This window comes from Betaproteobacteria bacterium (assembly GCA_009693245.1).
Taxonomy (GTDB): Bacteria; Pseudomonadota; Gammaproteobacteria; order Burkholderiales; family SHXO01; genus SHXO01.
The window spans coordinates 1-23,108 of record SHXO01000031.1; the positions used below are offsets into that span (position 1 = coordinate 1).

A 23,108-nucleotide genomic window follows, 5' to 3' on the forward strand; every position below is an offset into this window, starting at 1 on the left:
AAGTTGGATACAAAGCCAGTGAAGAGGCTCGCAAAACGCCTTGAAAGGCGCGAAATAACCCGGCTGAAGGTCACCTGGCCGAGAATGAAACTCATTTCGCTAACGCGGTAAGAGATCCGTCGTAGAAAAGTGATTATTAGAGGTGCCCTCTAGTAAGTAGTGGAGACTAACGTCCTGCACCGGGTCTTCGCGGCTTAACGTATGTCCGTTGCGCAGCTTCAATCCTCCCATTCCAACTCCACATAACTCGTCGTCACGTTGCGCCGGTGGAAGTTCTCGAACTCCCGCCACTTGCCTTGCTCCGAGTATCCAACTTCTTCTATTGCCTGCTCGATGGTTCGGCGCTTCTTGAGCGCGGTGCGGATCTCGCCGACGATCAAGCGTAGATAGGCTTCCTGCGCTTGCATGGCCTGAGGCCACTCTACTGCGGCGGGGCCGTGGCCAGGGACGGCGCGCTTGGCGGGGAGTTTTTTGAGATCCTCGATGACCGCGAGCCAACCTAACACGCTGCCGTCGATGGCGGGGGTGTGATCGAGGAACAAAAGATCGGACAACCATATGGTGCCGGTGCGTTCGTCCCAGATGCTGATGTCGCTATCGGAATGCCCAATGGGGAAGGCGCGCAACAGGATCTTGCGGCCACCTAGATCCAGCGTGAGGGTGTCCGCTACCGTCAATGTTGGCGGGATCATGGTGCTTGCGGCCACCGGTTCGCCTAGGTCTCGCACCAGGGAACGGGTGAAGTTTCGCGCACGCACGGCCATGGCCTTGGGCAGGCGCTCGTGCCCCACGAAGGTTGCGCCATCGTCCTTGAACGCGGCATTGCCGAAGACGTGATCGGGGTGGACGTGGGTGTTGATGACGTAACACACGGGGAGCGCGGTGCGTTGTCGGATGGCAGCGCGCAGGCGCTGGCCGATGACGATGCTGCCTCCGGTGTCGATCACCGCCACGCAGCGTGCGCCAAGGATGAACCCGATGTTGGCTTGGTCGCCCATGTTGCCGGGTGCGCGTTCTTCGATTTTGCCGGCATGCACGAACACGCCCGGGGCGATTTCCTGTAGCTCGAAGTCGCTTGAAGCGTTGGTTCGTGCCATGAGCGGCAATAGGCACAGCGCGAAAGACCATTTTTTTATGCTCATTACGGGGTTTCCATGAGGGCAAGATTTATCTTGCCCTAGGGTAACATTACCTACATTACAGGGATGGAGAAGGTTGTGGGAACCATCGATCTACGCAGCGACACGGTGACCAAGCCGGCGCCGGGAATGCGCGCCGCCATGGCCGCCGCCGAAGTGGGCGACGATGTTTATGGCGAGGACCCCACCGTCAACCGGTTGGAAGCTCTCGCCGCCGGCATGCTGGGAAAAGAGGCGGCATTGTTCGTGTGCAGTGGCACGCAAAGTAATTTGTTGGGTGTCATGGCCCATTGCGAGCGCGGGGACGAGTATCTGGTAGGCCAGCAGGCGCATACGTATAAGTACGAGGGAGGCGGCGCGGCGGTGCTGGGCAGCATCCAGCCGCAACCTCTGGACAACGAACCCGACGGCACGTTGGACTTGGGTAAGCTTGCCCAGGTGGTCAAACCAGACGATTCGCACTTTGCGCGTACGCGCCTGTTGTGCCTGGAGAACACTCACGGCGGCAAGGTGCTGCCATTGGGCTATCTCGGCCGGGCGGATGCCTTTGCGCGCGGCGCGGGGTTGGGCATGCATCTGGATGGGGCACGCTTGTTCAACGCGGCGGTTAAGCTACAAATCCCCGTGGGTGAAATGGCGAAGCATTTCGACACCGTCTCCATCTGCCTATCGAAGGGCCTGGGTGCGCCCGTGGGCTCGGTGTTGTGCGGAAGCAAGGATCTCATCGCGAAAGCGCGCCGCTGGCGCAAAGTGCTAGGCGGCGGCATGCGGCAAGCGGGGGTGCTCGCCGCCGCGGGTATCTATGCCTTGACCCAGCATGTGGAACGGCTGGCGGAGGATCACGAGAACGCCAGCCGGCTGGCGCAGGGGCTGGCGGACGTCGATGAGATCGATGTCGATGCGTGGTCGGCCCAAACCAACATGGTGTTCATAAAGCTCGCCCAGGAGTTGGTGGCGCCCTTGAAAAAGCATCTGGCGGAACGAGGCATTCTCATCGGAAGCGGGCCAGCGGTACGGCTCGTGACCCATCTCGATGTCAGCAGGACAGACGTCGGCGCGGTAGTGGGCGGGGTTAAGGAGTTCTTTGCGGGGGCAAGCCACTAGGTTTTGGGAGCGAGTGAGCGCTGCGCCTATAATCGACGCCCTAGGCACCTTTGGCCCAACCCCATTAAGAGATTCGCGATGCAACAAAACTGGATATCCGTGGCAGTGGTGATGGCCTGTTTGGGCATGGCCGCGCCAATGACGGCATCATCCGCGGATCAAGGCGGAGTATTGCCGCCGCCGAGTCTGTTCGACGACCCGCCCTCGCAAGAACGCGCGGCGCCACCGCCAAGCGCCGCACCCTCGCAGCCAGCAGCAACGCCTCAGCCCGCCCCGGTAAGCGCGTCTAAGGAGGCCACACCGCCTCCCGAGGAATCCTCGGCGCCCCCGCGTAGATCCGTATGGTGGAAGCCATGGACATGGGGTTCGGGCGAGACCAAAGCACCGGCGCCAACCTCGCCTGCGCCCCAAGCGAGCCAAACTGCCCACCCGGAGCCCGCGCAGGCAGGCACGACCGAGCCTGCCTCCGCCGCGCCACCGCCGGTGGTGCAACAACAGGTTCCCAATACCACGCCACCGGCCGAAGTTTCCGCGCCAGCACCCGCGCGCGAGATACAAGCCCCGCCGCCGGCGAAAACGGTTCCCATGGATAAGCCAAAAGATCACGCGGCCCCGCCCGCTCCGCCGCAACGCGCGCCGGTGGCGAGCCCGGCGGCTGCCAAGCCTAAACCCGTGGCGGGAACCGCCCACCAACCGCAGGTCCGAAAGGCAGACCGTCCCTTGAGCATGTCCTCTGAAGCTTGGTTCGCTTACAACAGTTCCGCCCTCGATGTGGCGGACAAGAAACTGCTGGACGACATGGCGGCGAAGCTCGCCAACGGCGACTATCAGACCATCCGCGTGACGGGCCACACGGACAAGATCGAGACCGCCGAGTTTGGCGAAAAGCTATCGCTGCTACGCGCGCAAGCGGTCAAACAAAATTTGGTATTGAAGGGCCTCGATGCCCGCCGTATCGCGGTTTCGGGGCAAGGCGCCGGCGATCCGGTGACGCGCGCGGGGCAATGTGGCAAGCTCGAGGGCCAAGTGTTGCATGCCTGTCTAGCCCCAGACCGCCGGGCCGAAATTATCGTTACACGTGCCTTGGCCAAGAAGCCGGGCGGGCAAGTCGTGCGGCAGTAATGCGAATGGACAACCGCTCGGGCAATGGCGAAACACGAAACATGGCGCTGTTCTGCGATTTTGAGAACATCGCCCTAGGCGCGCAAGACGCCAAGTACGACAAGTTCGATATCAGCAAGATCCTCGAGAAGTTGCTCGTCAAAGGCAACATCGTCGTCAAGAAGGCCTATTGCGATTGGGAGCGCTACAAGGCCCACAAGGCCGCCATGCACGAGGCGGCCTTCGAGTTGATCGAGATCCCCCATGTGCGCCAGTCCGGGAAAAACTCCGCCGACATTCGCCTTGTGGTGGATGCCCTGGACCTGTGCTACACCAAGGCGCATCTGGATACGTTCGTCATCATCAGCGGCGACTCGGACTTCTCGCCCCTCGTGAGCAAGTTGAGAGAGAACAACAAGGAAGTGATCGGCGTGGGCGTGAAGCAGTCCACCTCGGACTTGCTGATCGCCAACTGCGACGAGTTCATTTTCTACGACGATCTCGTGCGAGAGGACAAGACCGCCAAGCGCGGCCGGCGGCGGACTTCCCCCGCCAGCTCAGGCGCGGCGAAAGCGGCGGCTCCCAATCCAAAACAAGCGCCCGCCGAAGGCGAGGACAAAACCCAGCAGGCCCTCGACTTGGTGGTGGACACCTTCGACGCCCTGGTGGCCGAGCGCGGCGAGGGCGACAAGATCTGGGGTTCCATGATCAAGCAGGCCCTGAAGCGCCGCAAACCGGGCTTCAACGAGAGCTACTACGGCTTCAAGAGTTTCAGCAGCTTGTTGGATGAAGCCCACTCGCGCGGGCTCCTCGGCTTGGAACACGACGACAAATCGGGCGGCTACGTCGTGCGCGCCACTCGCGGGGAGGCCGCGTAGTTTGCGTCCTTGCGCCCCTTTCATTGACCTGCGGCAATGCAGCACGGTAACATCCCGCCGCTTTTTTCACCCACTGAATGCCTGCGATGCGCAAACCTCTGGTAGCGGGTAACTGGAAGATGCATGGGAGCTTGGCGGCCAATGCCAAGTTGCTGGGCGCTCTGGTGGAAGGGTGGACGGGTGCGAAGTCCGTGGATTGTGCCGTATGCGTACCTTTCCCTTACTTGCACCAAGCGCGGGCGTTGCTGGGCTCGAGCGATATCCAGTGGGGCGCGCAGAATATGAATGCCCAGGCGCAAGGGGCTTTCACCGGGGAGATATCTGGCCCCATGTTGCGTGATTTCGGTTGCCGGTTCGTAATCGTGGGGCACTCGGAGAGGCGCCAGCTCTTCGGCGAAAGCAGCGAGTGGGTGGCGGAGAAGTTTTCCGCGGCTTTGTCTCATGGCCTGGTTCCGGTTCTATGCGTGGGGGAGTCCTTGGCGCAAAGGGAATCCGGACAAACCGAGGCGGTGGTGGGCAGTCAGCTCGATGCGGTATTGAATGCCGTTGGAGCGCAGGAATTGAGCAAAGGCGTGTTAGCCTACGAGCCCGTTTGGGCCATCGGCACGGGCAAGACCGCCACGCCGGAACAGGCTCAGAGCGTTCACCGGTTCCTGCGAGAACGGGTGGCGCTGGCGGACGGCGAAGCCGCTGGCGCGTTGCGAATGTTATACGGAGGCAGCGTGAAGGCCTCCAACGCGCGGAGTTTGTTCCGCCAGCCAGACATCGACGGTGCGCTGGTGGGGGGAGCTTCTCTACAGGCGGAAGAATTCCTGAGCATTTGTTTGGCCGCGAGGCCTAAAGATTAAATAGCGAGTTGACGATGTTGCATGCCATTGTTCTGACGTTTCACGTAATCGCGGCGGCCAGTGTGATCGGCCTGGTACTTCTGCAGCACGGAAAAGGCGCCGACATGGGAGCCGCTTTCGGTAGCGGATCGTCTGGAAGTTTGTTCGGGGCCTCGGGCTCGGCCAACTTCCTGAGCCGGTCCACGGCCGTGGTGGCGGCGGTGTTTTTCGTGACGAGCATGGGATTGACCTACCTGTCCACGCAAAAGCACCGGCCCACCAGCGTGGTGGATGTGCCGCATGGCACCGAACCGGTTCCGGCTACTTCTACCGCTACCACGCCGGCCACTCCGCCGAGCCAGCCGGACGATAGCTCGCGAGTCAAGGAAATTCCGAAGTAGATTGGCGGTCGCACTGAATGGGATGCGGACGTTTTGAGTAGGCTTGCCGATGTGGTGAAATTGGTAGACACGCCGTCTTGAGGGGGCGGTGGCGAAAGCCGTGGGAGTTCGAGTCTCCCCATCGGCACCATGAGAGCGGGCGTCTGAACGCTCGCGGAGTAAGCCTGGAGGCTGTTGTGACGGCAGGTCCGTTGCGTGTAGTGAAAGTGCCATTCGCGGGGGCAAGGAAAAAAGGGTGTTAGAGCAGTACTTCCCGATCCTGCTTTTCATATTGGTTGGCCTGGGTGTTGGCGTGGTTCCCATCGTACTGGCGGGTGGAATCAGCCGCCTCACCGGTACGCACAAACCCGATAGCGAGAAACTCTCTCCTTACGAATGCGGTTTCGAAGCCTTCGAAGATGCGCGCATGAAGTTCGATGTGCGCTATTACTTGGTCGCCATTTTGTTCATCTTGTTCGATCTGGAGATCGCCTTCCTGTTTCCCTGGGCCGTGGCTCTGAGGGAGATCGGCCTCTTCGGTTTCCTTTCCATGATGGTGTTTCTGGCCATCCTCGTCGTGGGCTTCGTCTACGAGTGGAAGAAAGGCGCCCTCGAGTGGGAATGAGCGACCGGCCCATGGCCGCGACTGGATCAGCCACTACTTAAACGATAAGGCATGACGTGAACACCGAGGGCGTTCTTGAACGGGGTTTTGTTACCACCAGCCTTGACACTGTCATAAATTGGACCCGCACCGGGTCGCTCTGGCCCATGACTTTCGGGCTGGCTTGCTGCGCGGTGGAAATGATGCATGCGGGCGCGTCGCGCTACGACCTGGACCGCTTTGGCATCGTGTTTCGTCCGAGCCCACGCCAGTCGGACGTGATGATCGTCGCCGGTACTCTGTGCAACAAAATGGCGCCCGCGCTACGCAAGGTGTACGACCAGATGGCCGAGCCGCGCTGGGTGATTTCCATGGGATCGTGTGCCAACGGCGGCGGTTACTACCACTATTCCTATTCCGTGGTGCGCGGCTGCGACCGTATCGTGCCGGTGGACGTCTATGTGCCGGGCTGCCCGCCCACGGCGGAGGCGCTGCTCTACGGCATCATCCAGTTGCAAAACAAGATCAAGCGCACCAACACCATCGCCCGGGGCTGACCAGAGAATATGAGCGAACGGCTCGATGGCCTGATCGATACGCTGCAAGTAAAGTTTGGCGAGAGCGTGGCCTCCTGTACGCCATCCCATGGCGAGGTGACCTTGACGGTCAAGGCGGCAGACCTGCTGGCGGTGGCGCGTGCCCTGCGCGACGACCCGGCGCTGCGCTTCGAGATCCTGATCGATCTAGCCGGAATGGACTATAGCGGCCATGGCGGGGGCGAGTGGGACGGGGCGCGCTTCGCGGCGGTATATCACTTCTTGTCGGTGTCCTTGAACCAGCGGTTGCGCCTGCGCGTGTTTGCCCCCAACGATGACATGCCCATCCTCGATTCCGTGACCACAATATGGCCCTCCGCCAATTGGTATGAGCGCGAGGCCTTCGACTTGTTCGGCATCGTCTTCGATGGACACCCCGATCTGCGCCGCATCTTGACGGACTATGGCTTCACCGGCCATCCCTTCCGCAAGGATTTCCCGATCTCCGGTTACGTGGAAATGCGCTACGACCCGGACCAGAAGCGGGTGATTTACCAACCGGTGACCATCGAGCCGCGCGAGATCGTGCCGCGCGTGATACGCGAAGAACATTATGGGGACGTGGAAAACAAATCTCACCACAGAGGCACGGAGACACAGAGGAAAGCCGGTTGATGAAAAATCCTGCGCTCTCGAAAACGGTTGCGGCTAGAAAAGAAAATCTTCTACCAGGGTTTTCTCCGTGTCTCCGTGGTGAACGCCGCAAATGACTGAGATTCGTAATTACACGATGAATTTCGGGCCTCAGCATCCGGCGGCGCACGGGGTGCTGCGTCTGGTGCTGGAGCTGGACGGCGAGGTCATTCAACGCGCCGATCCGCATATCGGGCTGTTGCACCGGGCGACGGAGAAGCTGGCCGAGCATAAGACTTTCATTCAATCCCTGCCCTACATGGACCGGCTCGATTACGTGTCCATGATGTGCAACGAGCATGCATACTGCCTCGCCATGGAGCGTCTTCTGGGCGTGGACGTGCCCATCCGTGCCCAATACATCCGCGTGATGTTCGATGAAATCACGCGCGTGCTCAATCACCTTCTGTGGCTGGGTGCCCATGGCCTGGACATCGGTGCCATGACGGTATTCCTTTACTGTTTCCGCGAGCGCGAAGACTTGATGGATTGCTACGAAGCGGTTTCTGGCGCGCGCTTGCATGCCGCCTATTACCGGCCGGGTGGCGTCTACCGCGATCTACCGGACCGCATGCCACAGCACCTGGCGTCGAAATTTCGCAATGCGAGCGAAATCGCAAAGCTCAACGAAACCCGCCAGGGTTCCATGCTGGATTTCATCGAACGCTTCACCAAGCGCTTTCCCAAGTGCGTCGATGATTACGAAACCCTGCTCACGGACAACCGCATCTGGAAACAGCGCACGGTGGGCGTGGGAGTCGTGAGTCCCGAGCGGGCTAAGGCCCTGGGGTTCACCGGCCCCATGCTGCGCGGCTCCGGGGTGGAGTGGGATTTGCGCAAGAAGCAACCCTACGAAGTCTATGGCGAGATGGATTTCGACATTCCCGTGGGCGTGAACGGTGATTGCTACGATCGCTATCTCGTGCGGGTGGAAGAAATGCGCCAGTCCAACCGCATCATTAAGCAATGCGTGGATTGGTTGCGCAAGAATCCTGGCCCAGTGATCACGGACAATCACAAGGTGGCGCCGCCCGAGCGCGTGGACATGAAGAGCAACATGGAAGAGCTGATCCATCACTTCAAGCTCTTCACCGAAGGTTTCCATGTGCCGCCCGGCGAATGCTATGCCGCGGTGGAGCATCCCAAGGGCGAGTTCGGAATCTACTTGGTGTCCGATGGCGCCAACAAGCCCTACCGCCTGAAAATTCGCGCGCCCGGTTTTCCCCATCTGGCGGCCATCGACGAGATGGCGAAGGGCCATATGATCGCCGACGTGGTGGCCATCATCGGCACGCAAGATATCGTGTTTGGAGAAATCGACCGGTGAGCGAGGTATTGAGCGAGGAATCCTGGGCGCGTATCGACCGCGAGCTGGAAAAATATCCTCCGGACCAAAAAAAATCCGCCGTGATGTCCGCCCTTGCCATCGCGCAGGACGAAAAAGGGTGGCTCTCCACCCAGACCATGGACGCGGTGGCCGGGTATCTCGATATACCTCCCGTGGCCGTTTACGAAGTGGCGACCTTCTACGCCATGTACGATTTGGAAGCCCTGGGCAAGCACAAGCTCACGATATGCACGAACCTGCCTTGCGCACTGTCCGGCGCGAACGAGGCGGCCGCGCACTTGAAACGCTGTTTGAATATTGGTTGGAACGAAACCACTGCCGATGGCCACGTGACGCTGAAAGAGGGTGAATGCTTCGGTGCCTGCGGCGACGCCCCGGTGATCTTGCACAACAACAAGAAGATGCTGATTGGCATGACGCCAAAGCGCATCGACACTTTGCTCGCGGACCTGAAGAAATGATGAAATCTTCCGCCGCCCCTTTCGATCCCGCCGGCTTCGGGCCCGATGCGCTCATATTGAAAGGGCTCGACGGTTTGAACTGGCGCCTAAAGGATTACGAGGCGCGCGGGGGCTATAGCGCGTTGCGCAAGATCATCAACGAGAAAATTCCTCCCGAGGGCGTAATCGCGGAATTGAAGAAGGGGTCATTGCGCGGCCGCGGCGGGGCGGGGTTTCCGACGGGGTTGAAGTGGAGTTTCATGCCTCGCAATCTACCAGGCAAGAAATACCTGGTGTGCAACTCCGACGAAGGCGAACCCGGCACCTTCAAGGACCGCGACATCCTGCGCTACAACCCGCACATCGTGATCGAAGGCATGGCCATCGGCGCCTACGCCATGGGCATTCAGGCCGGCTACAACTACATACACGGCGAAATCTGGGACGTTTACGAACGCTTCGAGGAGGCGTTGAAGGAAGCCTACGAGGCCGGATTCCTGGGCAAGAACATTTTGGGCAGCGAATTCAGTTTCGACCTATATGCCCATCATGGCTACGGTGCCTACATCTGCGGTGAGGAAACCGCGTTGCTGGAATCCCTGGAAGGCAAAAAAGGCCAGCCGCGCTTCAAGCCGCCGTTCCCCGCCACCTACGGTTTGTACGGCCGCCCCACCACCATCAACAATACAGAGACCTTCGCCGCCGTGCCGTGGATCATCAACAACGGTGGCGAGGCCTTCCTCAACATGGGCCGCCCCAACAACGGCGGCACCAAGATATTTTCCATGTCGGGCCACGTTAACCAGCCGGGAAACTACGAGGTGAAATTGGGCACGCCCTTCGCCGCCTTGCTGGAGATGGCGGGCGGCATGCGTGGCGGCCGTGCGCTGAAGGCCTGCATCCCAGGCGGATCCTCGATGCCGGTATTGCCAGGCGGCCTGATGCTGAAAACGGACATGGATTACGACTCCATCGCCAAGGCGGGGTCCATGCTGGGTTCGGGCGCGGTGATCTGCATGGACGAAACCACCTGCATGGTGAAAGCGCTGATGCGCTTGTCGTACTTCTATTACGAGGAATCCTGCGGGCAATGCACGCCTTGCCGCGAGGGCACCGGTTGGCTCTACCGCGTGGTCAATCGCATCGAGCATGGCAAGGGCCGTGCGGAGGATTTGGATCTGCTCAATTCCGTGGCCGACAATATCGCCGGGCGCACCATCTGCGCGCTGGGAGACGCGGCCGCCTTGCCCGTCAAGAGTTTCATCAAGCACTTCCGCGGCGAGTTCGAGTACCACATCGAACACAAGAGGTGTTTGGTGGACGAAGCGGTAACGGCTTAACACCATGGCCAACGTAAAGATCGAAATCGACGGGCAATCACTCGAAGTGCCTTCCAGCTTCACCATCATGGACGCCGCGAACCAGCTAGGCGTTCATATACCGCATTTTTGTTATCACAAGAAGCTTTCCATCGCCGCCAACTGCCGCATGTGCCTGGTGCAGGTAGAGAAGGCACCCAAGCCCTTGCCGGCTTGCGCGACACCGGTTGGGGAGGGCATGAAGGTGCAAACGCACTCGGCGGCCGCGGTGGCCGCGCAGAAGGGCGTGATGGAATTCTTGCTGATCAACCATCCGCTGGATTGCCCGATCTGCGACCAAGGCGGCGAATGCCAATTGCAGGATCTGGCCGTGGGTTATGGCGGCAGCGCCTCGCGCTATGCGGAAACCAAGCGCGTGGTGCCACGCAAGGACATCGGCCCCCTGGTGGCGGCGGAGGAAATGAGCCGCTGCATTCACTGCACGCGCTGCGTGCGCTTCGGCGAAGAAATCGCGGGCATGATGGAACTGGGCATGGCCGGCCGCGGCGAGCATGCGGAGATACTCTCCTTTGTCGGGCGCGCGGTGGAATCCGAGCTGTCGGGAAACATGATCGACGTGTGCCCCGTCGGAGCGCTGACATCGAAGCCCTTCCGCTATGCGGCCCGCACCTGGGAACTCACGCGCCGCAAGTCCGTGAGCCCCCATTGCGGCCTGGGCTCCAACTTGGTGGTGCAGATCAAGCAGGACAAAGTGGTGCGTGTGCTACCGCTGGAGAATCCGGATCTGAACGAATGCTGGCTCTCGGACAAGGACCGCTTCTCCTACGAAGCGTTGAACTCCGGCGAGCGCCTGCTGCGCCCGATGGTGAAAGAGCACGGCCGGTGGGTGGAAGTGGATTGGCCCGTTGCATTGGAACGCGTCGCGCGCGGGCTGAAAGAAGTTCTCGCCACCCATGGCGCGAGTTCCGTTGGCGCGCTGGGCTCGCCGCACGCCACCTTGGAAGAACTGTATTTGCTGCGCCGGCTGATGCAAGGCGCCGGCAGCCACAACGCGGACTTCCGCCTGCGGCAGGCGGACTTCTCCGCCGATAGCGCGCGCGCCGGGGCGCCATGGCTAGGGATGAAGGTTGCGGAACTGGGTGGGCTAGATCGCGTGTTGGTCATCGGGTCCAATTTGCGCAAGGATCATCCGCTGATCGCGCAGCGCCTGCGCCAACTCACGAAAAAGGTGGGCGAGGTGCTGCTGATCGATGCCACGGACGACGATCAACGCCTGCGCATCACGCACAAACTCATTCGCGCGCCCTCGCGGTTTGCTGTCGCGCTCGCGGAGGTGGTGAGCGCTGCCGCGCTCATCAAATCCGTGCCAGTGTCCGCTCCTTTGCGCGCCGTGGTGGAGAGTGCTGGAGCGAGCGATGAGGCGAAGCGGATTGCCGAGAGCTTGTGCAAAGCGGCCCATGGCGCGGTGTTCCTGGGTAATAGGGCACAACACCACGCGCAAGCCGGGCTGTTGCACCGGCTGGCGTTGGAGCTTGCGCGCATCTGCGGATTGAAGATGGGGTTCCTGGGCGCGGCCGCCAATTCCGTGGGCGGTTACGTGGCGGGTGCGCTCCCTGGTACGGAGGGACGCAACGCCGCCCAGATGCTGGCTAATCCGCTCAAGGCTTACTTCATTTTGCATGCCGAACCGGAACTCGACTGCGCCAATGGCGCGCAAGCGATGAAGGCCATGCAAGCCGCAAAGTTCGTCGTGGCCCTTTCGCCTTTCCGCCATCGCGCCACGGAATATGCGGACGTGATGCTGCCAGTGGCGCCCTTCACCGAAACCGCGGGCTCCTTCATCAATACCGAAGGCCGCCTGCAAAGCTTCAACGGCGTGGCCAGGACGCTCGGCGAATCCCGTCCCTCCTGGAAGGTGTTCCGAGTGCTGGGCAATCTGCTCGGCCTATCCGGCTTCGATTTCAACTCCGCCGAAGAAGTCCGCAAAACCTGCCTACAAGGCATTGACATGGCGGCAATGCTAAACAACAACCTAATAGACGCTTCCCCCTTACCCGTGCTTGCGCAAGCGAGCACGGGTCTGGAGCGAATCGCCGAAGTGCGTATCTACGACGCCGATGGCATCGTGCGCCGGGCGCCTTCACTTCAGCGCACGGGCGATGCGGCCGCGCCCAGCGCTTCCATGAATGCCGCCACTTTGCACAAGCTGGGGCTGCGCGAGGGCCAAGACGTGCGCGTCAAGCAGGGAGCAGGTGAAGCGCTGTTGCCGCTCGTGCGCGATGACCGGTTGCCGGACAACTGCGTGCGCGTTCCCTCGGCCACCGCGGTCACCGCCGCGCTAGGCGAGGGCGAGATCATCCTTGAAGCCGTGGCGCAACGAAAGGAAGTGGCGGCGTGAGTCTCGCATATTTTGAGCAAGCGTTCGGGCCAGCTTGGCCCCTGGTGTGGACCTTGGCCAAGATCCTCGCCATCGTGTTGCCCTTGATGGGTTGCGTAGCCTACCTCACGCTCGCCGAGCGTAAGGTCATCGGCTGGATGCAGGTGCGCATCGGCCCCAACCGCGTCGGCCCTCTCGGTTTGCTGCAACCCATCGCGGATGGCATCAAGCTGCTGATGAAGGAAATCATCATCCCTTCGGGCTCCAGCAAATTCCTCTTCGTCGGTGCGCCGGTGCTCTCCCTGATGCCCGCGCTCGCGGCCTGGGCGGTGGTGCCTTTCAGCCCCGAAGTGGTGTTGGCCAATGTGGATGCGGGTTTGCTCTACGTACTGGCACTCACGTCAATGGGGGTGTACGGCGTCATCATCGCCGGCTGGGCTTCCAATTCCAAGTATGCGTTTATCGGTTGCTTGCGCTCGGCGGCGCAGATCGTCGCCTACGAAATCGCCATGGGTTTTGCCTTGGTATGCGTGCTCATGGTCTCGGGCAGCTTGAATTTGAGCAAGATTGTCATGAGCCAGAGCGCGGGCTGGGGCATTCTGGGGTGGAACTTGATTCCGCTCTTCCCAATGTTCGTCGTGTATCTCATCTCCGGCGTCGCGGAAACCAATCGCGCGCCATTCGACGTCGCCGAAGGAGAATCGGAAATCGTCGCGGGGTTCCACGTCGAGTATTCCGGAATGGCCTTCGCCATTTTCTTCCTGGCGGAATACGCCAACATGATATTGGTGTCCACTTTGTGCGCCCTCATGTTCCTGGGCGGATGGTTGTCGCCCTTCCCGTTCATTCCGGATAGTTTCCTGTGGTTGGCGGCCAAAGTCAGCATGGTGTTATTCCTCTTCCTGTGGTTCCGCGCCACTTTTCCGCGTTACCGCTACGACCAGATCATGCGGCTGGGCTGGAAAGTGTTCATTCCGATCACGCTGATCTGGGTGGTCGTGGTGGGTGTGTGGATGCGCACTCCCTTCTGGTTTTGGGGTTGAGATGGTTCAGCGGCTAAAGGATTTTTTCTCCACCTTCCTACTCATCGAATTGGTGAAGGGCATGGTCTTGACGGGCCGCCACTTGTTCGCGCGTAAGATCACCGTCCAGTTTCCCGAGGAGAAGACGCCGCAAAGCCCGCGTTTCCGCGGATTGCATGCTTTGCGCCGCTACCCCAATGGCGAGGAGCGGTGCATTGCCTGCAAACTATGCGAGGCTGTGTGCCCTGCGCTCGCCATCACCATCGAATCCGAGCAGCGCGCCGATGGCACGCGGCGCACCACGCGCTACGACATCGACTTGACCAAGTGCATCTTCTGCGGATTCTGCGAGGAGAGCTGCCCGGTGGATTCCATCGTGGAAACACGCATCTTCGAATACCACGGCGAGAAGCGCGGCGATTTGCTCTACACCAAGGAAATGCTGCTCGCCATCGGCGATCGCTACGAAGACCAGATCGCCAAGGATAGGGCGGAAGATGCGAGGTACCGGTGAGGGGTAGGGAGGAGGGAGGAGGGAGGGGGGAGGAGAACGGCGGAAAGTGCTCGCGACTTCACTCCATGTGCGAGAAGATTGGATTACGGCTTGGAAAAATTTGCAATGCAGCGATGCTTGGACGGGAGATGGGTTTTCCTCCTCCCTCCTCCCTCCTCCCTCCTCCCAAAGACTTATGACTTTCGCCTCATCGCTCTTCTACGCCTTCGCGCTCATCCTGCTGTTCGCGGCTGGCCGCGTGATCACGGCGCGTAACCCCGTGCACGCGGCGCTGTTTCTGGTCTTTGCCTTCGCCACGGCGTCGGCGTTGTGGATGTTGCTGGAAGCCGAATTCCTGGCCATCGTGCTGGTGCTGGTCTATGTCGGCGCGGTGATGGTGCTGTTCCTTTTCGTCATCATGATGTTGGACATCAACATCGACCAGCTAAGGGAAGGTTATTGGGATTACCTGGTGCCTGGATTGATCGTGGCGGGCGTCATGGTTGCCGAGATGACCATGGTGCTGGGGGGGCGGCATTTTGGGTTGCTCGACGTGCCGCAACCGCCGCCGCAAGAGGCGGCTTATTCCAACACGCGCGAATTGGGCTTGGTGCTCTATACGGATTATGTGTACCCCTTCGAGATCGCGTCCGTCATTTTGCTGGTGGCAATCGTCGCCGCCATCACGCTCACCTTGCGCAAGCGCAAGGACAGTAAGTTTCAGGACCCCTCCGTGCAAGTCTCCATCCGCCGCCAGGACCGCGTGCGGATCATTCCCATGGCTTCGGAGAAACAGGAGAAATCCTCTTGATCTCGCTTTCCCATTACCTGGTGCTGGGCGCGCTCCTCTTCGCCATCAGCGTGGTGGGCATTTTCCTTAACCGCAAGAACGTGATCATTTTGTTGATGGCCATCGAGCTCAATTTATTGGCGGTCAATATGAACTTCGTGGCCTTCTCTCACTACTTGCAGGATCTCTCCGGGCAGGTTTTCGTGTTCTTCATCTTGACCGTCGCCGCCGCCGAATCGGCCATCGGCCTGGCGATCCTCGTGTGCTTGTTCCGCAATATCAGAAGTATCAATGTGGATGATTTGGGGAGTCTCAAGGGGTGATGAGAGGGAGGAGGGAGGAGGGAGGAGGGAGGAGAACGGCGGCGGGCGCTTGCGACTTCGCGCTGTGTAGGAGAAGGCTAGATTGCAGCTTTGACAAGCTTGCAGTGCGGCTATTCGTGGATGGGCGATGCGATTTCCTCCTCCCTCCTCCCTCCTACCTCCTCCCGGAGAACCCATGAAACCCCTCTACCTCATCGTCCCCTTCGCCCCTCTAGCCGGCGCGATCGTCGCCGGCCTCTTCGGGAAGATCATCGGACGCGCCGGCGCGCACTGGGTCACGATCCTCGGAGTGCTGGTGTCTTGCACCGCCTCGGTCATGGTGTGGATGGACGTGCAGGCGGGGGAGCGCTTCAACGGCGCGCTTTATACGTGGATCACCAGCGGCGATCTTAAATTGGAGATCGGTTTTCTCATCGATTCGCTGACGGCCACCATGATGGTGGTGGTGACCTTCGTGTCCTTGCTGGTGCACATCTACACCATCGGCTACATGCACGAGGATCCTGGCTACCAGCGTTTCTTTAGTTACATCTCGCTCTTCACCTTCTCCATGCTGATGCTGGTGATGGCGAACAACTTCCTGCAACTGTTCTTCGGTTGGGAAGCGGTGGGTTTGGTGTCATATCTGTTGATCGGTTTCTGGTACACGCGGCCGACGGCCATTTATGCCAACCTCAAGGCCTTCCTGGTGAACCGAGTGGGGGATTTCGGTTTCCTGCTGGGCATCGCATTGATCTTCGCTCACTTCGGGACGCTGGACTATGCGAAGGTGTTCGAGATGGCGCCCAGCATGACCGGAAAGATTCTTGAGATTGGCGGTTGGTCCTTGCTCACGGCAATCTGCTTGTGCCTCTTCGTGGGAGCGATGGGCAAGTCGGCGCAGTTTCCGCTGCATGTGTGGCTGCCCGATTCCATGGAAGGCCCCACACCCATCTCCGCGCTGATTCACGCGGCCACCATGGTGACAGCCGGCATCTTCATGGTGTCGCGCATGTCGCCCTTGTTCGAACTGTCTCGGACCGCTCTCTCCGTGGTGCTGGTCATCGGAGGTATTACGGCGCTGTTCATGGGCTTGGTGGCCATCGTGCAAAACGACATCAAGCGCGTGGTGGCTTACTCGACGCTTTCGCAGTTGGGTTACATGACGGTGGCGCTGGGCGCTTCCGCGTACTCCGCCGGAATGTTCCATCTCGTGACCCACGCGTTCTTCAAGGCGCTGTTGTTCCTAGGTGCCGGGTCGGTGATCATCGGCATGCACCACGAGCAAGACATGCGCAAGATGGGCGGTTTAAGGAAGTACATGCCCATCACCTACGCCACCATGCTGGTTGGTGCGCTCGCGAGCGCCGGCGTTCCTGGATTGGCCGGCTTCTTTTCCAAGGACGCCATCATCGAGGCCGCGCATTTCTCGGAGACCCCCGCAGCGGGCTTCGCCTATGTGTGCGTGCTGCTGTGCGTGTTCGTCACCGCCTTGTATACCTTTCGGCTCATCTTCATGGTCTTCCACAATCGCCATGACGTGCGTCATGGCGATTGTGGGGAAGAACATGGGCATCATCATGTGCCGCATGAATCGCCTGCCGTCGTGACAGTCCCGCTGATTTTATTGGCCATACCGTCGGTGTGCGCGGGGTGGTTGATTGGGGATGTGCTGTATGGCGATTATTTCAAAGGGGCCATCTTTGTGGCGCCCGCGCACGCGGTGCTCTCCGAAATGGGCCAGCACTATCAAGGTGTCGCGGGCATGATGACTCACGCCTTGGGTACGGCGCCCTTCTGGCTCACCGTGGCGGGGATTGGCACGGCGGTGTATTGCTATCTCCTCAATCCGGCTTTGCCCGCGCTTCTCCAGCGAAAGTTTAAATGGCTGCACACCATCCTGGATCGCAAGTATTGGTTCGACGAAGTCTATAGCTTTGTTTTCGCGGGCGGCGCGCGCGGCTTAGGTGCCTTCTTCTGGAAGATAGGCGACGTGAAGATCATCGACGGCTTCTTCGTCAACGGCGCCGCCCGCGTGGTGGGTTGGAGCGCCTCTATCATCCGGCGCTTTCAAAGCGGATTCGTTTATCACTATGCCTTCATGATGATCATCGGCGTCTTGTTGTTCCTGTCCCTGTGGTTCGCGCGAGCTTGATGCGATGACAACACCCTGGTTGAGCATCGTCGTATGGGTGCCCATCGTCTCGGGCCTGTTGGTGCTGGCGATGGCCTCGGACCGCAGGCCAGTATTGGCGCGCTGGCTCGCGCTCGCCGGTTCCCTGGCCGGATTCGTCGTGGCATTACCGTTGTGGACGCGATTCGATAGCGCCGCCCACGGCATGCAGTTCGTGGAGCGCACACTGTGGATCGAGAGCTTCAACGTTCATTACCACCTGGGCATCGACGGCATTTCCTTGCTGCTTATCCTGCTCAACACCTTCACCACCGTGCTGGTGGTGATAGCTGGCTGGCAGGTGATACAGAACAAGGTGTCGCAATACATGGCCGCCTTCCTCATCCTTTCCGGATTGATGAACGGCGTGTTCTGCGCCCTGGATGGCGTGTTGTTCTACGTGTTCTTCGAAGCCACGCTGATTCCCATGTTCATCGTCATCGGCATGTGGGGGGGGCCAAATCGCGTCTATGCCGCGGTGAAATTTTTCCTCTACACCTTGATGGGATCGCTGCTGACGCTGGTGGCGGTCATCTATCTTTACAACGAATCCGGCCACAGCTTCGATATTCTCGCCTGGCACAATCTGAAGATAGGCTTGACCGCGCAGATCCTGATTTTCATCGCCTTCTTCGTGGCCTTCGCGGTGAAGGTGCCCATGTGGCCGGTGCACACTTGGCTACCGGACGCCCACGTGGAAGCGCCCACGGGCGGGTCCGTGGTGCTGGCGGCCATCATGCTGAAGCTGGGGGGTTACGGTTTCTTGCGAATCGCGCTGCCCATCGTGCCGGATGCGAGCCGCGAACTCAGCGGCTTCATCATCGCGATCAGTTTGATTGCCGTCGTCTATATCGGCTTGGTCGCCCTGGTACAGACGGACATGAAGAAGCTCATCGCCTATTCATCCATCTCGCACATGGGTTTTGTCACGCTGGGGATTTTCATCTTCAACGCGCAAGGCGTGGAAGGCGCCGTGCTGCAAATGATTTCCCACGGGTTCATATCGGGGGCGTTATTTCTTTGCGTGGGCGTGCTCTACGACCGGCTGCATTCGCGCGAAATCTCCGACTACGGCGGCGTCGTGAACACCATGCCGGTGTTCGCGGCCTTCTTCATGTTGTTCGCCATGGCCAATGCGGGATTGCCTGGCACCAGCGGATTCGTTGGCGAGTTTCTGGTGATCATGGGAGCCATGAAAGTCAGTTTCTGGTACGCGGCGCTGGCCTCGGCCACGTTGATTTTTGGCGCGGCTTACACCCTGTGGATGTACAAGCGCGTGGTGTTCGGAGCGGTGGCCAATCCCCATGTGGCGCAGTTGAAGGACATCAACGCGCGCGAGATCCTCGTTCTCGCCTTGCTGGCGGCCGCCGTGCTGGCGATGGGCATTTATCCGCAAGCCTTTAGCGCCGTATTGCATACCTCCGTGAACGATCTGCTGGCGCACACCGCCCAATCCAAGCTATGACTCCCGAGAACTTCCTAATCGCGCTACCGGAGATTTTTCTTCTCACGATGAGTTGCGTGGTGCTCTTGCTGGATCTTTTTCTCAAGGACGAGCAGCGAGGTGTGAGTTTCGGGCTTGCCGTTCTAAGCTTGCTCGCCACCGCGGTGCTCTTCCTGGCGCAGGATGCGGGCGCGCCGCGGCACGCCCTCAATTCGATGTTCGTCTCCGACGGCATGGCCAGCGTGCTCAAGCTGTTCATCTGTTTATCGGTGGCCATGGTGCTTGTCTACTCACGCGCCTATACCAAGGAGAGAGATCTCTTCAAGGGCGAATTCTTCGTGCTTGCCATGTTCTGCGCCCTAGGCATGATGGTCATGGCATCCGGCGCGCATATGCTCACGCTGTATCTGGGCCTGGAATTGATGAGCCTGAGCCTTTACAGCATGACCGCCATGCAGCGCGATTCCGTGAAAGCGACCGAAGCGGCCATGAAGTATTTTGTCCTGGGGGCGCTCTCATCGGGCATGTTGCTCTATGGCATGTCGATGATCTATGGCGCCACGGGTTCGTTGCACATCGCCGAGATCGCCAGCAAGATCGCCCAAGGTAACGCCCATTCCACCTTGCTCGTGTTCGGGCTCGTATTCATCGTGGCGGGCTTGGGGTTCAAACTAGGTGCCGTGCCTTTCCACATGTGGGTGCCCGACGTCTATCACGGTGCCCCCACCTCGGTCACCTTGATGATTGGTTCGGCGCCCAAGCTCGCGGCCTTCGCCATCGTCATGCGCCTGCTGGTGGAGGCACTCGGCGCGAAAACCTTGGCCGTCGAATGGCAGAGCATGCTCGTCATCCTGGCCGTGCTGTCCATGGCCATCGGCAACCTCACGGCGATCGCTCAGACCAATTTGAAGCGCATGCTGGCTTACTCCACCATCTCGCACATGGGATTTTTGTTGCTGGGCGTGCTCGGCAATTCCAGCGAGGGATACGGCGCCGCCATGTTCTACGTGGTGGTCTATACGCTCACCGCCCTGGGCGGTTTCGGCATGATCTTGCTGCTCTCGCGCAAGGGATTCGAGGCGGAGGATCTGGAGGATTTCGAGGGACTCAACCGGCGCGAACCGTGGTACGCCTTCCTCATGCTGCTCATCATGTTCTCCATGGCCGGCGCGCCACCCACCGTGGGCTTCTACGCCAAGCTCTCCGTGTTGCAGGCCGTCATGAATGCGGGCATGACATGGCTGGCCGTGGTCGCGGTCCTGTTCTCGCTGGTGGGGGCTTTCTACTACCTGCGTTTGGTCAAGCTCATGTACTTCGACGAACCTAGCGAGGCCGCGCCCATACTGGCCACGGCCGACACGCGTTTCCTGCTCTCCGCCAACGGCTTGGCCATGCTGGTACTAGGTCTAGTTCCAGGCGGCCTCATGGCGCTGTGCCATCACGCCGTACAGGCCCTTCCCTAGTATTTTCATGCGGAAAAACTTCACCGAGTCCACGCTGGCGACGCGGACGGTCTATAGCGGCCGTTTGCTCACCGTTAAGGAAGATGACGTGCAGCTTCCCGATGGCACCAAGGCCAGGCGCGAGTACGTCGAACATTCCGGCGCCGTGATGATCCTACCCTTGTTCGAGGATTTCAGCGTGCTCCTGGAGCGCCAGTTCCGCTATCCCTTGCGATCGCACATGCTGGAGTTACCCGCCGGCAAGATCGAACCTGGAGAAGACACCCTCAACACCGCAAAGCGCGAACTATTGGAAGAGACCGGTTACGTAGCGGGCCAATGGAGTTTCATGAGCGCCCTCTATCCGTGCGTGGGGTACTCGAACGAAAAGACCGAACTCTTTCTCGCGCGCGACCTGCGCCATGAAGGGCATCCTGGAGAAGAGGGCGAATTCATCGAGACCGCTCGGGTTCCACTCGATGAGGCCCTTGGGATGGTTCAGCGTGCGGAGATCGGCGATCCGAAGACAATGCTCGGGCTGCTGTGGGCGGAGAAGATGAGAAGAGGGGAGTGGGAGTAGGGCGTAAGGAGGAGGAGAGGGCGGGGTGCGCGCTTACGATCCGTTTCTCGCATGCCAGGATTACGCTGGCGCTCTAGGCAAATCAACTTCAGAGATTTTATAGATGGTTCAGGTCTAAACCACGTACATACCTGCCTCGGGTAACATGATTGGATGGTTACTTGGAATACGGTAAATTCATCTGCTTTCAACGCAGCCGCCCTATTGCCTTACGATTTAAGGATAGAGGATTTTAGGCTTGCGATGCAGGATATTTACGATTTTTCTTCGACGTCAACACACATCTAACCGGAAAAGGCCTAGTGCCGCTCGATGATATGCTGAGGCCTGCGATTATGTCAGGCGTTTTGTCGGACATGTTGACGGCGAGCCTTGCTAGGCACTCACGCGTCCTGGTCGAAAACGCATACTTCAATGGGCATCCCGACTTGATCATGCGAGGCCGTTATCTGGGCAATGCAGTCAAAGCGGGAGAACATGGCGTCGAAATCAAGACAACGCGTAAGGCAGGAGGAGCTGTAGATACGCACGGTGCGCGCGATCAGTGGATGTGTGTGTTCGTCTGCGCAATCGATGCTCCGTTAGGGCAAGGGCAGGCACCGAGGCGGCGGCCTTTACGGTTTACAGAGGTGTATTTGGGCCACGTTACGACAGATGACTTCCGCAAGAATGCCAGAGGCGAGCTTGGCACTCGAACCGCGACCCTGCATTCGGAAGGAATCGCCAAGTTACGTAGATCTTGGATTTATCGGGACCTGCCAAGCCGCTTAGATTCTTAAATTAGCAAGCTTATGTATCCCGGAAACGGCGATATTGAAATAGCGGGGGTCTTTTTCGGCCCCTATGCTCTCATAGCCAATGGCCTCAGCGGCAGCCAGTGTAGAGCCAGCTCCTGCGAACGGGTCCAGAACAATCCCCCTTCCCAGTGGCAGAACGCCGCGAACGAGTTGCCGCAAGAATGCTTGAGGCTTCAAGCTCGGATGTGGCGCTAACGCACGCTCAGTGGCCCGAGTTGGGGATGATTCGATTACATCACCAAAGGGCCGGGACGCGGATACACGCCGGAATCCTCCCGTACCTCAGCGGCGCAAGTTGTCTTGCACACGCCCCTGCAAAGGTTTACGAAATACCAGCCATGGCTCCCACATGGAGCGCGGCATCACACTTACATCGGCGAACTCAATATGTGCATCCTTGGGACGATCCCCGCCGCGCATAGTCATCACCAATCTGGCAATTTCTCCGCGGCGTTCGAGGACCGCGCGTGAAAGTGCGCCAGAAACGACATAAGACAGAAGCGGATTACTCGCAACAACGACATTGGCCCCAGGCACCAAAGTCGGAAGAAGGCGCGCGGCCCAGGCCACGAAAAATTGCTCCAGTGCATCCAAGTCCGCCGTTTTTAGCACTGTGAACCTCGGGAGCGGAGAGCGCTTAGTGCCATCAAAAGATGGGGGAATTCTCCAGATCACGCCGCGTCCAGCGCGAAGTTTTTTCTGCTCAAGTTCCGAGTACTCGATTAACCCATAGGGCGGGTCGGTCACGACAGCGTGAAACGAATTTGGCGTCTGTCGCTCAAGCCAGTTCAGGCAATCTTGGTGCACAATCATGGCGTTCCCTATTCGCTCCGAACGCGTGCCAAGCTCCTTTAACCCAATTTCCTGGAGGTACTCAAGCCCGTTCAACGCGTATTGGGCACGGCCTGAGCGGGCAAATAACTCCGGAGTATTCAGCCTGAGGTACGAACGTATTGAAGAGGGTGGAACTTCGCCAATAAGCTGAGCTACTTCGCCCGCAATAATTGCCACTGATGCTCCCTTGGGTCTGGATCCTAGAACGCGGACAATTGCATCTCTTACTTCCCCGGGTCGTCTTCTCATTTCATTCTGTTTTATCAAGTAACCCGCTGGATACTAGTCTCTAAGACGTCTAGACGTCTAGACGTCAATATTTGCTTTCCAGCCAAGCGGGCGACATTCGGTTTATGAGGGATGCGAATTCTTTGAAACCATTGGCCCAGCCCGCGTAGGGCACAATAAGCGCAGCGCATCGCGCTAAATTGCGCCGCAAAATCCGCGTCGCCGGTCGGCAATTCCATGACGCAATGTAGATGATC

At 59.5% G+C, this 23,108-nt stretch carries 22 protein-coding genes, 1 tRNA gene and 2 pseudogenes; 22 read left to right on the plus strand and 3 right to left on the minus strand.

What is annotated here, in order from left to right:
- Positions 1 to 218 precede the first annotated feature (218 nt).
- Positions 219 to 1,142, minus strand: coding sequence for a quinoprotein relay system zinc metallohydrolase 2 (locus EXR36_06880; protein ID MSQ59364.1), 924 nt, complete (start codon positions 1,140 to 1,142; stop codon positions 219 to 221).
- Between the two features lie 75 nt (positions 1,143 to 1,217).
- Between EXR36_06880 and EXR36_06885 the strand changes: the two genes are divergently transcribed.
- Positions 1,218 to 2,243: a low-specificity L-threonine aldolase gene (locus EXR36_06885; protein ID MSQ59365.1), complete on the plus strand. Its 1,026-nt coding sequence runs from the start codon at positions 1,218 to 1,220 to the stop codon at positions 2,241 to 2,243.
- Positions 2,244 to 2,506: 263 nt separating this feature from the next.
- Here the strand turns inward: EXR36_06885 and EXR36_06890 are convergent, their stop codons facing one another.
- Positions 2,507 to 2,830, minus strand: coding sequence for a hypothetical protein (locus tag EXR36_06890; GenBank protein MSQ59366.1), 324 nt, complete (start codon positions 2,828 to 2,830; stop codon positions 2,507 to 2,509).
- Between EXR36_06890 and EXR36_06895 the strand changes: the two genes are divergently transcribed.
- The 21 genes and pseudogenes from EXR36_06895 (at position 2,829) to EXR36_06995 (ending at position 21,771) form a co-directional block, all read left to right on the plus strand.
- Positions 2,829 to 3,365 (plus strand): OmpA family protein, encoded by a 537-nt coding sequence (locus tag EXR36_06895; protein ID MSQ59367.1) that lies wholly within the window; start codon positions 2,829 to 2,831, stop codon positions 3,363 to 3,365. The two genes, EXR36_06890 and EXR36_06895, sit on opposite strands and share 2 nt — an antisense overlap.
- Before the next feature lie 41 nt (positions 3,366 to 3,406).
- Entirely contained in the window at positions 3,407 to 4,222 is an 816-nt protein-coding gene (locus EXR36_06900) for an NYN domain-containing protein (protein MSQ59368.1), read from the plus strand.
- 86 nt (positions 4,223 to 4,308) lie between these two features.
- Positions 4,309 to 5,070 (plus strand): triose-phosphate isomerase, encoded by a 762-nt coding sequence (locus EXR36_06905; protein MSQ59369.1) that lies wholly within the window; start codon positions 4,309 to 4,311, stop codon positions 5,068 to 5,070.
- Between the two features lie 14 nt (positions 5,071 to 5,084).
- Positions 5,085 to 5,450, plus strand: coding sequence for a preprotein translocase subunit SecG (secG, locus tag EXR36_06910; GenBank protein ID MSQ59370.1), 366 nt, complete (start codon positions 5,085 to 5,087; stop codon positions 5,448 to 5,450).
- A 45-nt stretch (positions 5,451 to 5,495) separates the two neighbouring features.
- Positions 5,496 to 5,580, plus strand: a tRNA-Leu gene (locus EXR36_06915).
- A 105-nt stretch (positions 5,581 to 5,685) separates the two neighbouring features.
- Positions 5,686 to 6,054, plus strand: a complete 369-nt coding sequence (locus EXR36_06920; protein MSQ59371.1) for an NADH-quinone oxidoreductase subunit A — start codon at positions 5,686 to 5,688, stop codon at positions 6,052 to 6,054.
- Between the two features lie 56 nt (positions 6,055 to 6,110).
- Positions 6,111 to 6,590 (plus strand): NADH-quinone oxidoreductase subunit B, encoded by a 480-nt coding sequence (locus tag EXR36_06925; GenBank protein MSQ59372.1) that lies wholly within the window; start codon positions 6,111 to 6,113, stop codon positions 6,588 to 6,590.
- Positions 6,591 to 6,599: 9 nt separating this feature from the next.
- Positions 6,600 to 7,244 carry an NADH-quinone oxidoreductase subunit C gene (locus EXR36_06930; protein MSQ59373.1) on the plus strand — a complete coding sequence of 215 codons (645 nt, stop codon included), beginning with the start codon at positions 6,600 to 6,602 and terminating at the stop codon, positions 7,242 to 7,244.
- Positions 7,245 to 7,335: 91 nt separating this feature from the next.
- Entirely contained in the window at positions 7,336 to 8,589 is a 1,254-nt protein-coding gene (locus EXR36_06935) for an NADH-quinone oxidoreductase subunit D (GenBank protein ID MSQ59374.1), read from the plus strand.
- Positions 8,586 to 9,071 (plus strand): NADH-quinone oxidoreductase subunit NuoE, encoded by a 486-nt coding sequence (gene nuoE / locus EXR36_06940; protein MSQ59375.1) that lies wholly within the window; start codon positions 8,586 to 8,588, stop codon positions 9,069 to 9,071. Before EXR36_06935 ends, nuoE begins: the two co-directional genes overlap by 4 nt.
- Positions 9,071 to 10,390 (plus strand): NADH oxidoreductase (quinone) subunit F, encoded by a 1,320-nt coding sequence (gene nuoF, locus EXR36_06945; GenBank protein ID MSQ59376.1) that lies wholly within the window; start codon positions 9,071 to 9,073, stop codon positions 10,388 to 10,390. Before nuoE ends, nuoF begins: the two co-directional genes overlap by 1 nt.
- 4 nt (positions 10,391 to 10,394) lie before the next feature.
- Entirely contained in the window at positions 10,395 to 12,767 is a 2,373-nt protein-coding gene (locus EXR36_06950; GenBank protein MSQ59377.1) for an NADH-quinone oxidoreductase subunit G, read from the plus strand.
- Between the two features lie 86 nt (positions 12,768 to 12,853).
- Positions 12,854 to 13,789 carry an NADH-quinone oxidoreductase subunit NuoH gene (gene nuoH, locus EXR36_06955; protein MSQ59378.1) on the plus strand — a complete coding sequence of 312 codons (936 nt, stop codon included), beginning with the start codon at positions 12,854 to 12,856 and terminating at the stop codon, positions 13,787 to 13,789.
- 1 nt (position 13,790) lies between these two features.
- Positions 13,791 to 14,282, plus strand: a complete 492-nt coding sequence (gene nuoI, locus EXR36_06960) for an NADH-quinone oxidoreductase subunit NuoI (GenBank protein ID MSQ59379.1) — start codon at positions 13,791 to 13,793, stop codon at positions 14,280 to 14,282.
- 175 nt (positions 14,283 to 14,457) lie between these two features.
- Positions 14,458 to 15,072: an NADH-quinone oxidoreductase subunit J gene (locus EXR36_06965; protein ID MSQ59380.1), complete on the plus strand. Its 615-nt coding sequence runs from the start codon at positions 14,458 to 14,460 to the stop codon at positions 15,070 to 15,072.
- Positions 15,069 to 15,374, plus strand: a complete 306-nt coding sequence (gene nuoK, locus EXR36_06970; GenBank protein MSQ59381.1) for an NADH-quinone oxidoreductase subunit NuoK — start codon at positions 15,069 to 15,071, stop codon at positions 15,372 to 15,374. The genes EXR36_06965 and nuoK overlap by 4 nt, the downstream gene beginning before the upstream one ends.
- A 175-nt stretch (positions 15,375 to 15,549) precedes the next feature.
- Positions 15,550 to 17,508 (plus strand): NADH-quinone oxidoreductase subunit L, encoded by a 1,959-nt coding sequence (locus EXR36_06975; GenBank protein MSQ59382.1) that lies wholly within the window; start codon positions 15,550 to 15,552, stop codon positions 17,506 to 17,508.
- Between the two features lie 4 nt (positions 17,509 to 17,512).
- Positions 17,513 to 18,991, plus strand: coding sequence for an NADH-quinone oxidoreductase subunit M (locus EXR36_06980; GenBank protein ID MSQ59383.1), 1,479 nt, complete (start codon positions 17,513 to 17,515; stop codon positions 18,989 to 18,991).
- Positions 18,988 to 20,433: an NADH-quinone oxidoreductase subunit NuoN gene (gene nuoN / locus EXR36_06985; protein ID MSQ59384.1), complete on the plus strand. Its 1,446-nt coding sequence runs from the start codon at positions 18,988 to 18,990 to the stop codon at positions 20,431 to 20,433. Before EXR36_06980 ends, nuoN begins: the two co-directional genes overlap by 4 nt.
- A gap of 7 nt (positions 20,434 to 20,440) precedes the next feature.
- A complete protein-coding gene (locus tag EXR36_06990; GenBank protein ID MSQ59385.1) occupies positions 20,441 to 20,992 on the plus strand; it encodes an NUDIX hydrolase in 552 nt (183 codons plus the stop codon).
- Positions 20,993 to 21,145: 153 nt separating this feature from the next.
- Positions 21,146 to 21,771: pseudogene (locus tag EXR36_06995) on the plus strand (hypothetical protein).
- Here EXR36_06995 and EXR36_07000 read toward each other — a convergent pair.
- A pseudogene (locus EXR36_07000) lies at positions 21,760 to 22,602 on the minus strand (site-specific DNA-methyltransferase). The pseudogenes EXR36_06995 and EXR36_07000 overlap by 12 nt on opposite strands.
- Positions 22,603 to 23,108 lie beyond the last annotated feature (506 nt).

Coding starts and splice junctions, on each gene's coding strand:
- EXR36_06880 (MSQ59364.1), bottom strand. CDS start 1,142: ATGAGCATAAAAAAATGGTCTTTCGCGCTGTGCCTATTGCCGCTCATG.
- EXR36_06895 (MSQ59367.1), top strand. CDS start 2,829: ATGGATAAGCCAAAAGATCACGCGGCCCCGCCCGCTCCGCCGCAACGC.
- EXR36_06890 (MSQ59366.1), bottom strand. CDS start 2,830: ATGGGAACCGTTTTCGCCGGCGGCGGGGCTTGTATCTCGCGCGCGGGT.
- EXR36_06900 (MSQ59368.1), top strand. CDS start 3,407: ATGGCGCTGTTCTGCGATTTTGAGAACATCGCCCTAGGCGCGCAAGAC.
- EXR36_06905 (MSQ59369.1), top strand. CDS start 4,309: ATGCGCAAACCTCTGGTAGCGGGTAACTGGAAGATGCATGGGAGCTTG.
- secG (MSQ59370.1), top strand. CDS start 5,085: ATGTTGCATGCCATTGTTCTGACGTTTCACGTAATCGCGGCGGCCAGT.
- EXR36_06930 (MSQ59373.1), top strand. CDS start 6,600: ATGAGCGAACGGCTCGATGGCCTGATCGATACGCTGCAAGTAAAGTTT.
- EXR36_06935 (MSQ59374.1), top strand. CDS start 7,336: ATGACTGAGATTCGTAATTACACGATGAATTTCGGGCCTCAGCATCCG.
- nuoF (MSQ59376.1), top strand. CDS start 9,071: ATGAAATCTTCCGCCGCCCCTTTCGATCCCGCCGGCTTCGGGCCCGAT.
- EXR36_06950 (MSQ59377.1), top strand. CDS start 10,395: ATGGCCAACGTAAAGATCGAAATCGACGGGCAATCACTCGAAGTGCCT.
- nuoH (MSQ59378.1), top strand. CDS start 12,854: ATGGGTTGCGTAGCCTACCTCACGCTCGCCGAGCGTAAGGTCATCGGC.
- nuoI (MSQ59379.1), top strand. CDS start 13,791: ATGGTTCAGCGGCTAAAGGATTTTTTCTCCACCTTCCTACTCATCGAA.
- EXR36_06965 (MSQ59380.1), top strand. CDS start 14,458: ATGACTTTCGCCTCATCGCTCTTCTACGCCTTCGCGCTCATCCTGCTG.
- EXR36_06975 (MSQ59382.1), top strand. CDS start 15,550: ATGAAACCCCTCTACCTCATCGTCCCCTTCGCCCCTCTAGCCGGCGCG.
- EXR36_06980 (MSQ59383.1), top strand. CDS start 17,513: ATGACAACACCCTGGTTGAGCATCGTCGTATGGGTGCCCATCGTCTCG.
- nuoN (MSQ59384.1), top strand. CDS start 18,988: ATGACTCCCGAGAACTTCCTAATCGCGCTACCGGAGATTTTTCTTCTC.
- EXR36_06990 (MSQ59385.1), top strand. CDS start 20,441: ATGCGGAAAAACTTCACCGAGTCCACGCTGGCGACGCGGACGGTCTAT.